This is a genomic window from Arthrobacter sp. 10T413_2 (assembly GCF_056394205.1).
Map to the genome: position 1 here is coordinate 1 of NZ_JBFTHK010000121.1, position 12840 is coordinate 12840.

6 protein-coding genes are annotated in these 12840 nt (G+C 65.7%); 4 read left to right on the forward strand and 2 right to left on the reverse strand.

What is annotated here, in order from left to right; translation table 11 throughout:
• Window positions 1-32: 32 nt before the first annotated feature.
• Window positions 33-2564 carry a leucine--tRNA ligase gene (gene leuS / locus AC1DBQ_RS16690; protein WP_476929570.1) on the reverse strand — a complete coding sequence of 844 codons (2532 nt, stop codon included), beginning with the start codon at window positions 2562-2564 and terminating at the stop codon, window positions 33-35.
• Between the two features lie 865 nt (window positions 2565-3429).
• Between leuS and AC1DBQ_RS16695 the strand changes: the two genes are divergently transcribed.
• The 4 genes from AC1DBQ_RS16695 to AC1DBQ_RS16710 are packed head-to-tail and all read left to right on the forward strand — an operon-like array spanning window position 3430 to window position 11152.
• Complete coding sequence (locus AC1DBQ_RS16695; RefSeq protein WP_476929571.1) at window positions 3430-6606, forward strand: efflux RND transporter permease subunit; 3177 nt, start codon at window positions 3430-3432, stop codon at window positions 6604-6606.
• Window positions 6603-7061 carry a hypothetical protein gene (locus AC1DBQ_RS16700; protein ID WP_476929572.1) on the forward strand — a complete coding sequence of 153 codons (459 nt, stop codon included), beginning with the start codon at window positions 6603-6605 and terminating at the stop codon, window positions 7059-7061. The genes AC1DBQ_RS16695 and AC1DBQ_RS16700 overlap by 4 nt, the downstream gene beginning before the upstream one ends.
• A 1-nt stretch (window position 7062) precedes the next feature.
• Window positions 7063-10206 (forward strand): efflux RND transporter permease subunit, encoded by a 3144-nt coding sequence (locus tag AC1DBQ_RS16705; RefSeq protein WP_476929573.1) that lies wholly within the window; start codon window positions 7063-7065, stop codon window positions 10204-10206.
• A 31-nt stretch (window positions 10207-10237) separates the two neighbouring features.
• Window positions 10238-11152: a hypothetical protein gene (locus AC1DBQ_RS16710; RefSeq protein WP_476929574.1), complete on the forward strand. Its 915-nt coding sequence runs from the start codon at window positions 10238-10240 to the stop codon at window positions 11150-11152.
• A gap of 95 nt (window positions 11153-11247) precedes the next feature.
• Here the strand turns inward: AC1DBQ_RS16710 and glpK are convergent, their stop codons facing one another.
• Window positions 11248-12762, reverse strand: a complete 1515-nt coding sequence (glpK, locus tag AC1DBQ_RS16715) for a glycerol kinase GlpK (RefSeq protein WP_476929575.1) — start codon at window positions 12760-12762, stop codon at window positions 11248-11250.
• Between the last annotated feature and the right edge of the window lie 78 nt (window positions 12763-12840).

The following is a 12840-nucleotide window of genomic DNA, read 5'->3' on the forward strand; positions in this document are numbered from 1 at the left end:
GTCAGGCTCGTGCGTCTGGCTGCTACGTCCGGCTAGGCCGGGACGATGTTGACCAGTTTAGGCGCCCGTACGATCACCGTGCGGAGGGCCCGGCCGTCGAGGGCCCGCTGAACGTTTTCCGAGGCCAGCGCCAGTTCGCGCAGGTCGTCCTCCGAGATGTCCGGGGAAACCTCAAGACGGTCCCGCACCTTKCCTTGCACCTGGACAACGGCGATGACCGTGTCCTCCACGAGCAAGGCGTCGTCGTGCGTGGGCCATCCCGCGTTGGCGACCGACGCCGGGTGCCCCAGGACGTTCCACAGGTCCTCTGCGGTGTACGGCGCAAACAGGCTCAGGATGACGGCGACGGCTTCGACGGCTTCGCGGACCGCGGGGTCCGCCCCGCCAGCACCGGTGGCTGAATCTATGGTTTTGCGGGTCGCGTTGACCAGTTCCATGAGCTTGGCGACGACCACGTTGAACTTGTTGTGATCCAGCAGGGCCTGCGCGTCGGCGATGGTGCGGTGGGTGACCGTGCGCAGGGCACGGTCACCGGTGGCGAAGTCGACGCCGGGTTCGCTMGTCACGTCCTGGCCGAGCCGCCAGGCGCGGGCCAGGAACTTCGCGGAACCAGACGGCGAGACATCCGCCCAGTCGACGTCGTCCTCCGGCGGGGAGGCGAAGATCATGGTCAGGCGGACGGCGTCCACGCCATACTTGTCCAGCTGTTCGCCGAGGTCGACGCCGTTGCCCAGGGACTTGCTCATGGCCTTGCCGCCGTTGAGCACCTGCCCCTGGTTCAGCAGCGCACGGAAGGGCTCGTCGGCGTCGATCATGCCGAGGTCGTGGATGACCTTGGTGAAGAACCGTGCATAGAGCAGGTGCAGGATGGCGTGCTCAACACCGCCGACATACTGTCCCACCGGCATCCAGTCGTTGATCTTGGCGGGATCGAACGGGCCCTCGGTGAACTGCGGGGAGACGAAGCGCAGGAAGTACCAGGACGAATCCACGAAGGTGTCCATGGTGTCCGTATCGCGCTTGGCCGGGCCGTGGCACGCGKGGCACTCGACATTGACCCAGGCCTCGGCGGCGGCCAGCGGGGACGTGCCCTTCGGGGACAGGTCTTCGCCGCGCAGGTCCGCCGGCAGGGTCACGGGCAGCTGGTCGTCCGGGACGGGGACCTCGCCGCAGGCCGGGCAGTGGATGATGGGGATCGGGGTGCCCCAGAACCGCTGCCGGCTGAGCAGCCAGTCACGCAGGCGGAAGTTCACGAACTTCTCGCCGGTGCCCTGCTGCTCCAGGATGGCGATGGCGGCCGGGATGGCCTCGGCCTTCGCCAGCCCGTCCAGTGCGCCGGAGTTGATGAGGGTGCCCTCGCCGGCGGTTGCCGTGCCGGAGACGGCCGGGTCTTCCTCGCCGGTGTCCAGCACCGCCCGGACGGGCAGGTCGAAGGTCCTGGCGAAGTCGAGGTCGCGCTGGTCATGGGCCGGGACGGCCATGATGGCGCCCGTGCCATAGTCGGCCAGGACATAGTCCGCGGCCCAGACAGGCAGCTTCTCGCCGTTGAGCGGGTTGACCGCATAGCGGCCGGTAAACACTCCGGTCTTCTCGCGTTCGGTGGACTGGCGCTCGATCTCGGACAGTGCCTTGACCTGTTCGCGGTACGCGTCCAGGGCCGCGGCGTGYTCGTCGGTCACCAGCTCGACGGCGAGCGGGGCGTCCGCGGCGACGACGAAGAACGTGGCGCCGTAGAGGGTGTCCGGGCGCGTGGTGAAGACGGTGACATCCTTGGCGGCCTTGCCGCCGTCGGCCTCGATCACAAAGTTGACGTGGGCGCCCTCGGAGCGGCCGATCCAGTTCTTCTGCATGGCCAGGACCCGCTCGGGCCAGTGCCCGCGCAGTTCGTCCATGTCGTCCAGCAGCCGGTCCGCGTAATCGGTGATCTTGAAGTACCACTGGTTCAGGGACTTCTTGGTCACGGGCGTGCCGCACCGCTCACAGGCACCGTTGACCACCTGTTCGTTGGCCAGCACCGTCTGGTCCTTGGGGCACCAGTTGACGGGCGAATCCTTGCGGTACGCCAGACCGCGCTCGTAGAAACGCTTGAACAACCACTGCGTCCAGCGGTAGTACTCGGGGTCGGAGGTGTGCAGCCGGCGGGACCAGTCCGCGGAGATGGCATAACGCTTGAAGGACGCCGCCTKGGTGTCGATGTTGGCGTAGGTCCACTCGCTGGGGTGCGCGTTGCGCTTGATGGCGGCGTTCTCCGCGGGCAGGCCGAAGGAATCCCAGCCGATCGGGTGCAGCACGTCGTAGCCCTGCTGGCGCAGGTAACGGGCCACCACGTCGCCCATCGCGAATGCCTCGGCGTGGCCCATGTGGAGGTCACCGGACGGGTACGGGAACATGTCCAGCACGTAGCGGCGTTCCTTTGAACCGTCGTCGAGCGGCGTGAAGACCTTCAGGTCCTCCCAGACCTGCGGCCATTTGGCTTCCATCGCCGCGAAGCTGTAGGCACCTTCCTCGGGCGCCTCCGCCGCGGCTGCTGGTGATCCGGTCTGTGTTTCCGGCTGAACGCTCACTGCTGGCCTCTTCTGTTCTATGCGGCCTGTTAACTCAAGCCTGTCTACCGTCAGGCCTGCCTGCCGCCAGGCCTGTTTACCTTCAAGTCTGCACTGTCTTCAAGTCGGCGCTGTCAAAGCCGGTTGCCCGGCCTTGGCTCCTTGCTGCCCGTGCGCGGCACTTCGGCCGTGACCGCCTGCCCTGCGGTCCGGAACGGAGCCCGGACACACAAAAGCCCCTCGACATGGAGGGGCCGCCGCTCGGCAATCCGAGGCCTCTTCGGGATCGAGGTCTCGTCGGGATGCCGGGCGGCTAACTAAGCAGGAGCACAGCGCGCATAGGACCACTTTAGCCCCTCGCGCTGGTTCGCGCTGAAACGACAGCCCGATGCGGCCCGGGAGTCGCAGGCGCACGGGCCGGCCGTCCGCCGCGCGGGCGATTGTGCCCGAAATTGTTATAAATGCCTCACCTGCCGACCCGCGGTACTTACGGTGAGCCCAAAATGGCCGCCGGCGAGTAGTAGAAACGGAAAATCAGGCAGCGACCTAAGGAAAGACAAGCAGAAATGTCGGCATCACCCGGGTGGGAGGCGGTGGTTTTCGGCTCTTTCCGAGTGGTCGTCAATAAAAAAACGCATTATATGCCGCCTAGCTGGGAATGGTCCGTGAATCCCCACAATGCAGCCTCAGAATTTCTCCTTGCCAAACACTTCAAAGGGGAACACTATTCGAGATAGGTMAGCAATTGGGATCTCGCCGGGGGGATTCGCACATGGTCTCGGGTTGAGGAGCCTGTCATGAGTCACTTGCGCACTACATCCATGCCACCAGCAAAAACCCGCAGTGGCCGCCGGTACCGCGGCGGCCCCCTGGAACAGGCCTAGCCATGTTCGGCTGGATTACCCGTTTCAGTATGCAGTTCCGCATCCTGGTCCTTGCCGTGGCCGCGGGACTCATTGCCTTCGGGGTGGTGAACATCCCGCATATCGCCGTCGACAGCATGCCCGAGTTCGCGCCCGCGCACGTCGAGATCCAAACTGAGGCCCTGGGCCTGTCCGCCGCCGAGGTCGAGCAGCTCATCACCTCTCCCATGGAAGCCGACCTTCTCAACGGGGTGGCTTGGCTTGATGAAATCCGGTCCAAGTCAGTCCCCGGCCTGTCCTCGATCGAGCTCGTGTTCGAGCCGGGGACCGACCTTCTGCGCGCGCGCMAACTCGTGGCCGAGCGCATGACCCAKGCCCATGCGCTGCCCAACGTCTCGGCGCCGCCGCTGATTATGCAGCCGATGTCGTCAACCAGCCGCGTGCTCATGGTCCGGATGACCTCCCAGCAGCTCTCAGGCATCGAAATGTCCGTCCTGGCCCGATGGAAGATCAAGCCGCGGCTGATCGGCATTCCGGGTGTCGCCAATGTGTCCATCTGGGGTCAGCGCGAACAGCAGCTTCAGGTCGAAGTCACCCCCACGCAGCTCCGTGACAAGGGCATCACGCTCGAGCAGGTCATCAAAACCACGGGCAACGCCRTCTGGGTGTCTCCGCTGAGCTTCCTTGAGGCGTCAACCCCCGGCACKGGCGGGTTCGTGGAGTCGCCAAGCCAACGTCTGGGCATTCAGCACGTCCTGCCCATCCGGACGCCCGCAGACCTCGCCAAGGTCAGCGTCGAAGACGCCGGATCTCCCATGCTCCTGGGTGAGATTTCCCAGGTGAAGGAGGACCACCAGCCGCTGATCGGCGACGCCGTCGTCGGACAGGATGCAGGCCTGCTGCTGGTGGTGGAGAAGTTCCCCGGAACCAGCGCGCTGCAGGTCACCAGGGATATCGAAGCTGCCCTGAACGACATGCAGCCGGGGCTGTCCGGAATCCAGATGGATACGTCCGTCTTCCGGCCTGCCTCGTTCCTGCAGAATGCAGTGGACGGTCTTGGCGTGGCACTGCTCGTGAGCCTCCTGATCGCCGTCCTGCTCTTCTGGCTGCTCTTCCGCTCCTGGCGCGTCGCGGTGATCGCCCTCGTGGCCATCACGACTACCGTCATGGCGGCAGGGGCGGTCCTGTACCTGCTTGACGCCACACTGAACATCTCGATCCTCGCCGGCATCCTGCTGGGGGTGTCCGTGATCGTGGGAGACATTGTGGAGGATGTTCAGGCGCAGCKGCGCCGGCCCCTGCGGGCCGGCGGTCCCGAGACAGACGCCACCATCAGGTTCCGCATGGTGCAGCTGGTCCGCAGCGTCCGCACCCCGTTGTTCCACGGGTCCCTCATCATGGCCATGGCGCTCGTGCCGACGCTGTTCGTTACGGGAGTCGGCGGCGCGTTCTTCCAGCCGCTGTTCTGGTCCCTGGCGCTGACGCTTGCCGTCTCAATGCTGGTGGGCCTGTCCGTGACACCTGTCCTGGCGTATCTCCTGCTGCCCCGCGAGACGGCCCCGCGCCCTGACTCGCCCGCTGTTGTCCGGGCGAAGTCTTCCTATGCCCGGGCGCTCGAAGGCGCGCGGTCCCGCACCGCGCTCGGCATCGTTGCTGTCGGCGTCGTTGGCCTGCTCGGACTCGCCGCAGCCTCCCAGCTGGTCGGAACCCGTGCGGTCGTTCCGACCATTCCGGACCGGACGCTCCTGGTGCAGTGGGACTCCATGGCGGGCACGTCCAACGACGAAGTCCGCAGGGTGGCGTCGAAGGCGTCCGAAGAGCTGCGGGCATTGCCGGGCGTTTCGGGAGTCGGCGGACATATCGGCCGCGCCATTTCCTCCGACCAGGTGGTGGGTAACAGCTCCGCGGAACTCTGGGTGTCCATCACACCGGACGCCAACTTCACCGAGACGGAAGAAGCTGTCCGCGACGTCGTCCAAGGCTACCCGGGCATCGCCCACAACGTCGTGAACTACTCCCAACAGAAGATCGGTGAACAGCGCAGCAGCATGGATCCGGGATTCGCCGTCCGCGTCTACGGCACCGACATGCCGGTCCTGCGCGAAAAGGCCGAAGAGGTCCGCAAGGCCCTTGAGACGGTTGACGGCGTGCAGAACCCGACCATCAACGCCGGCGCCATGACGCCCATCGTCGAAGTCGAAGTCAACCTCGCCGAGGCGCAGAAAGTCGGCATCAAACCCGGCGATGCGCGGCGCGCCGCCGCGGCCCTGATGCAGGGCATTGTGGTGGGCAACCTCTTCGAACAGCAAAAGGTCTTTGAAGTGGTGGTGCGCGGCGCGGTGGACGTCAGGGACGACCTGACCAGCATCCGCGAACTGTTGCTCGACACGCCAAGCGGCCGCCAGGTCCAGCTGGGGCAGATCGCCGACGTCCGGCTCGTACCCAACGAAGTCGTGATCATGCACGATGACACCTCGCGCAGGATCGACGTCGTTGCCGACGTCAGCGGGCGGCCGCTGGCGGATATCCAGCGCGACATCAACGCGGCGATCTCGCAAATCCAGTTCCCGCTGGAATACCACGCCGAAATCCCCACGAAATACAGTGAACAACTGGCCGGAGACTCCCTGGTGCTGTGGATCGGCGCGGCAGCCCTCATTGCCATCCTGCTMCTGCTCCAGACGGCCGCGCGGAGCTGGAAGCTGGCCCTCGCCGTCTTCCTGTCCCTGCCGGCCGCGCTGGCCGGGGCCGGCATAGCGGCGTGGATCGCGGGCGACGCAATCACCGTGCTGTCGCTCACCGCGTTTGCGGCGCTGCTGGCCGTCGCCGGCCGCAACGCGGCATTGCTCTCGGCCCGTACAGATGAGCTGTKGCGGGCGGCCCCGCAGGAGTCCCGTGAAGAAGCCGTCATGATGGCGGCCCGGGACCGGGTATCGCCCATCCTGAAATCCGCCCTGATCACGGTGGCGATCCTCATCCCGCCGGGACTCTTCGGCGGCGCCGTGGGCGGGGCCCTCCTGGGGCCGATGGCTCTGATCATTGTCGGCGGACTCATCACTACAACCCTCATCGGGATCTTCGTGCTCCCCCTGCTCGCGCTCTGGTTCGGGCCCCGGTCCGCCCCCGAAGAGTGGGCGGAAGTCTACGAAGCCGAAGTTCCCGTCCAGCCCGTTATGCAGGAAAAGGTGGAAGCAAAATGACCAGCCAACAGCCCCTGCGGCGCCTGCCCCTGGCGGCCGCTGTCTGCGCAGCCCTTMTGTTCGCGTTGCCCTCGTGCGCCCAGACGACGGCGGCAACGCCTGCCGCCGTCTCGGCCAACGAACCCGCCAAAGTGGAGAAGAACGCCGCAACCGGCATCGCGAAACTGACCTTGACCGAAAAGGGAATCGAGCGCCTGGACCTGAAGACCGATACCGTCAAGGCCGGCACGGGGACGGCCGTCCTGCTGCCCTACGCGGCCCTGCTCTACGACGCCAGCGGCAAGACCTGGGTGTACACCAACCCGGCCCCGCGGGTCTATCAGCGGGAACCGGTCACGGTGGCCAAGGTGGAGTCCGGAGTGGTCACCGCTTCGGCGGGGCCCGCGGTGGGCACCGCCGTCGTGACCGTCGGCGCGGCTGAACTGTTCGGCGCCGAGTTCGATACGGCCCATTGACATGCGCCGGATTGTCGCTGCGAGCCTGAGGTTCCGGTCGATCATCATTGCGATGGCCGCCGCCCTCATGATCGTGGGCGGCGCGCAACTCAGCAGTGCTTCGGTGGATGTCTTCCCGGAGTTTGCGCCGCCCCGTGTCGAGGTCCAGACGGCGTGTCTGGGGCTCACCGCCTCTGAAGTTGAGGAACTGGTAACGGTTCCGATGGAGGAGGCCTTCAATGGCATTGACGGTTTGGACCAGATGCGGTCGAAATCGGTGTCGCAGCTGTCCGCTATTGTGCTGGAGTTCAAGCCCGGAACCGATCTGCTCACGGCCAGGCAACTGGTGTCCGAGCGGATGGCAACCGTCATTCCGACCCTGCCCACCTGGGCGGCACCGCMGCTKATGCTCCAGCCGCTGTCCTCCACCAGCCGTGTCATGAAGATCGGGCTCTCCTCCGATACCCGGTCGTTGATCGAGATGTCCATGATTTCCTACTGGAACATCAGGGCGCACCTGCTCCGGGTGCCGGGCGTCGCGAATGTGGCGATCTGGGGCGAACGCCTTCAAATGCTGCAGGTCCAGGTTGATCCGGCCAAGCTGGCTGCCAACGACGTCACGCTGGAGAACGTCATGAACTCCACGTCCGATGCCCTGGACGCCGKCCTGCTCAAGTACTCCCCCGGCGCCCTGATCGGCACCGGAGGGGCGCTCGAAACGCCGAACCAAAGCATGGGCATCAGGCACGTCCAGCCCATCACGTCCCCGGCGGACCTTGCCCAGGTGGCGCTGGAGKAGCGTGAAGGGCTGCCGCCGTTGCGGCTCGCCGACGTGGCGACGGTCGTGGAAGACCACCAGCAGCTGATCGGTGACGCGGTGATCAACGGCGGCCCCGGCCTCATGCTGATTGTCGAAAAGCTGCCGTGGGGCAACACGCTCGAAGTCACGCGCGGTGTTGAGGAGGCCCTCCAGGAACTGCAGCCCGGCCTGACCGGGATCGCAGTCGACACCACGTTGTTCCGGCCCGCCTCGTTCATCGAGGAGTCTCTTGGCAACCTGGGCCTCGCGCTCCTGCTGGGCTGCTTCCTGGTGGTCCTGGTGCTGAGCGTTTTCCTGTTCCAATGGCGGACCGCGCTGATCAGCGTCATGGCCATCCCGTTGTCCCTGACAGCCGCCGCCCTGGTGCTCTACTGGACCGGGGGAACGATCAACACCATGGTGCTGGCCGGGCTGGTGATCGCCGTCGGGGTGGTGGTGGACGACGCCATCATCGACGTCGAAAACATCGTCCGGCGGTTGCGGCACCACCGTGCCAGCGGCGGAACCGAAAGCACTGCCCGCGTGGTGGTCAATGCCTCCCTGGAGGTTCGCGGCCCCATCGTCTACGCCACCTTGATCATCGTCGCAGCCACCGTGCCGATCTTCTTCCTGGACGGACTGACAGGCGCGTTCTTCCGGCCCCTGGCCATCTCCTACACCCTGGCCGTGATGGCGTCCATGGTGGTGGCCCTCACGGTCACGCCGGCCATGGCGTACATCTTCCTGCGCAATGCCAAGCTGGAAGACCGGGATCCGCCGGTGGTCCGGGTCCTCAAACGCTGGTACGGCGCCGCACTCCGGCCCATTGTGCKGMGGCCGCTCCCCGGCTACCTCGCCGTGGCAGCGTTCGGCGTCGTGGGCATCATCGCGGCCCCGCTTTTGGGCCAGTCGCTGCTGCCGTCATTCAAGGAGCGTGACTTCCTCATGCACTGGGTCACGCAGCCCGGCACCTCCAATGCCGAAGAAGTGCGCGTGAGCCAACTGGCCTGCAAAGAGCTGATGACCGTTCGGGGCGTCAACAACTGCGGGTCCCATATCGGTCAGGCATTCGCGGCCGATGAGGTGGTKGGCGTCAACTTCGGTGAGAACTGGATCAGCGTCGACCCCTCGGTCGACTACGACAAGACCCTGGCCTCCATCCAGCAGATCGTKGACGGCTATCCGGGCATCCACCGGGACGTCCAGACGTACCTCAAGGAACGTGTCCGCGAGGTGCTGACCGGCACGGGCTACTCGATCGTCGTCCGCGTCTACGGCGATGACCTGGACACGCTGAAGAAGCAGGCGGACAAGGTCAAGACGGTCCTCGCCGGCATCGACGGGGCACTCGGGGCCAAGGTTGCCCTGCAGGTCAACGTGCCGCAGGTGAATGTCGAGGTGGACCTGGATGCCGCCAACCGCTACGGGCTCAAGCCCGGTGATGTCCGCCGTGCCGCGGCCACCCTGGTTTCCGGGGAGGAGGTCGGCGACGTCTACCGCGACGGCAAAGCCTACGACGTCCAGGTATGGAGTCCTCCCGAAATCCGGACCAGCGTCACCAGCATCGAAAACCTCCCCCTGGACACCCCGAGCGGACAGCGGATCCGKGTGGCCKACGTMGCCAGGATTTCGGTAAAGCCCACCCCCAACGTCATTGAGCGTTCGGAAGGGTCCCGGCGGCTGGACGTCAGCGCCAACGTCAAGGAAGGCGACCTCGCGAGGGTTGTCGAGAAACTGGAATCCGAACTCAAATCGGTGGAGTTCCCTACCGGCTACAGCGCAGACGTCCTGGGCGAATACGCAGAGCGGCAGGCGGCTTCCCAACGGCTGCTCCTCTTCGCGATCGGTGCCGTCATTGTGGTGTTCCTCCTGCTCCAGGCAGCATTCCGCAGCTGGCGGCTGGCCACGCTTGCCATGCTGACTCTGCCGGTCGCACTGGTGGGCGGGGTAATCGCCGCGCATATGAGCGGCGGAATCCTGTCGCTTGGCTCGCTGGTCGGGTTCCTGACCGTGATGGGCATCGCCGCGCGCAACGGCATCCTGCTCATCAACCATTGCCAGCACCTGGAGCAGTTCGAGGGCATGCCGTTCGGCCGGGACCTGGTCCTGAGGGGTGCAGCCGAGCGCTTGTCACCGATCCTGATGACCACCCTGGCCACCGCGCTCGCCCTCGTGCCGCTCGTGGTGATGGGCACCAGGCCGGGCCATGAGATCGAGCACCCGATGGCCGTGGTGATCCTCGGCGGACTGGTGACCTCGACATTGGTCAACCTGTTCATCGTTCCATCGCTCTACTTGCGGTTCGCCAAGAAGGGTCCGGCACGTGACCGCGAGCCCCGCCAGCCGGAGCCCGTACCCGCCGCATAGCAGCAACCACCAACACTGAGAGGCCAGACAGATGACTCCACGAGGTAAGAGATTCACCGCTTACGGCACGKCGTTCCTGGTGGTGGTGGGGTCGCTGACGGCGGCGACGGCGGCAACTGCGGCTGCCGCCGCGCCGGCGGCCACCAGTTCCCAGGAACTGTGCGGCCCCGGTTCGGCGCTGACATTCAACCGTTCCGCCTTCCCGGCAAAGCCGCTGATCAACAACCAGTGGCTCACGCTCAAGCCCGGCATGCAGTACACCACCACCGGCAAAGTCGTCTCCGCGGACGGGACCACCGTGCGCAAGGTGGTCAGCACCGTCACGGGACTGACCAAGGTCATCGACGGCGTCACGACGATCGCGATTTGGGACCGCGACTACTCCGACGGTGAACTCGTGGAGTCCGAGCTCGCCTTCTTCGCCCAGACGACGAAGGGCGCGGTGTGGCTCTTCGGCGAGTATCCGGAGGAGTACGAGAATGGCAAGCTTGCMGGCGCGCCCAGCACATTCATCAGCGGCATCGACAAAGCCCGGGCCGGCATCGCGATGCAGGCCGAGCCGCATCGGAACACGCCTGCRTACGTCCAGGCCTACGCCCCCACCGTGGACTTCCTGGACTGCGGCGACGTCAAGTACAAGCACCTGTGCGTCTGTGTCCCTACAGGGTGCTACGACGACGTGATGGTGATCGATGAGTTCAATCCACTGGACCCGCCCAGCGCCGGCCACCAGCGCAAGTACTACTCGGCCGGGACCGGGCTCATCAAGGTGACAGCTGTCKGCGGGGAAGACCAGGAGTTCCTGAAGCTGGTCAACATCAAGAAACTCTCCAGCGCCGAGCTTGCAAGCGTCAACGCGCGTGCGCTGGCGATCGACCRCCGGGGCTACACGGTCAGCAAGGACGTCTATGCCAAGACACCGCGCGCAGTCGTCTCGACGCCCTAGCGTCCTGTCACCGGTCACAAAAGAGCTCCGGCCGGGGAATCCTGGCCGGAGCTCTTCCGTGTCCGCCGAACCGACCGGCGGGTTAGGACGTGGTGCTACTTGACGTCCGCGTCAACCCAGTCCATGGACTTGGTGACGGCCTTCTTCCAGAGGCGCATCTGGCGTTCGCGCTCGGACTGGTCCATTTGCGGCTCCCAGCGCTTGTCCTCGGCCCAGTTGGCCGAGCACTCGCCCAGGTCCTTCCAGAATCCGACGGCCAGGCCGGCCGCGTAGGCTGCGCCCAGCGCCGTCGTCTCGACCACCTTGGGCCGGATGACCGGCACTCCGAGGATGTCCGCCTGGAACTGCATGAGGGCATCGTTGGCGACCATGCCGMCGTCGACCTTCAGCTCCGTCAACGGAACGCCGGAGTCCGCGTTGACCGCGTCCAGCACCTCACGGGTCTGGAACGCCGTGGCCTCCAGTGCCGCGCGGGCAATATGGGCCCGGTTAACATAGCGGGTGAGGCCCACAATGGCGCCGCGGGCGTCCGAACGCCAGTACGGGGCGAAGAGGCCCGAGAACGCCGGCACGATGTAGACGCCGCCGTTGTCCTCCACCGAGGCGGCCAGGGTCTCGACCTCCGGGGCGCTGCTGATCATGCCGAGGTTGTCCCGCAGCCACTGGATCAGCGAACCGGTGACGGCAATGGAGCCCTCCAGCGCGTAGTGCGGTGCGGCGTCGCCCAGCTTGTAACCAACCGTGGTCAGCAGCCCGTTCTTCGAGTGGACGATTTCCTCGCCGGTGTTGAAGATCAGGAAGCAGCCCGTGCCGTACGTGTTCTTGGCTTCACCGGCATCGAAGGCGGCCTGGCCGAACGTGGCCGCCTGCTGGTCGCCCAGGATCCCGGCCACGGGAACCTCACGCAGCAGCTGGGACGTGTRCACCGTGCCGTAGACCTCGGAAGAGGACTTGATGGTCGGCATCATGGAGGCCGGGACGCCGAACGCGTCCAGGATCTCCTGGTCCCAGGACAGCGTCTCCAGGTCCATGAACATGGTCCGCGAGGCGTTGGTCACGTCGGTGACGTGGACGCCGCCGTCGGTCCCGCCGGTGAGGTTCCACAGCACCCAGCAGTCGGTGTTGCCGAAGACGAGGTCGCCGGCCTCGGCCTTGGCCCGGGCGCCTTCGACATTGTCCAGGATCCACTTGATCTTGGTGCCGGAGAAGTAGGTCGCCAGCGGCAGGCCGACCTTCTGCTTGAAGCGTTCCGGTCCGCCGTCCTTGGCGAGTTCGTCGACGATCGGCTGCGTGCGGGTGTCCTGCCAGACGATGGCGTTGTAGACCGCCTCGCCGGTGGTCTTGTCCCACACAACGGCCGTTTCGCGCTGGTTGGTGATGCCGACGGCGGCGATGTCGTGGCGGGTCAGGTTCGCCTTGGACAGTGCCGAGGCGATCACCTCGCGGGTGTTGTTCCAGATTTCCGCGGGGTTGTGCTCCACCCAGCCGGCCTGCGGGAAGATCTGCTCGTGCTCCATCTGGCCCGAGGAGACAATGCTGCCGCTGTGGTCGAACACGATGGCGCGGGTGCTCGTGGTGCCCTGGTCAATGGCGACTACGTACTGGTTCATATTGACGTCCTTGTCTGTTTGGCGTGGCAGTTGAGTTGGCGATTAGTGAGGGATTACCGGGGCGATGATCGGCACGAC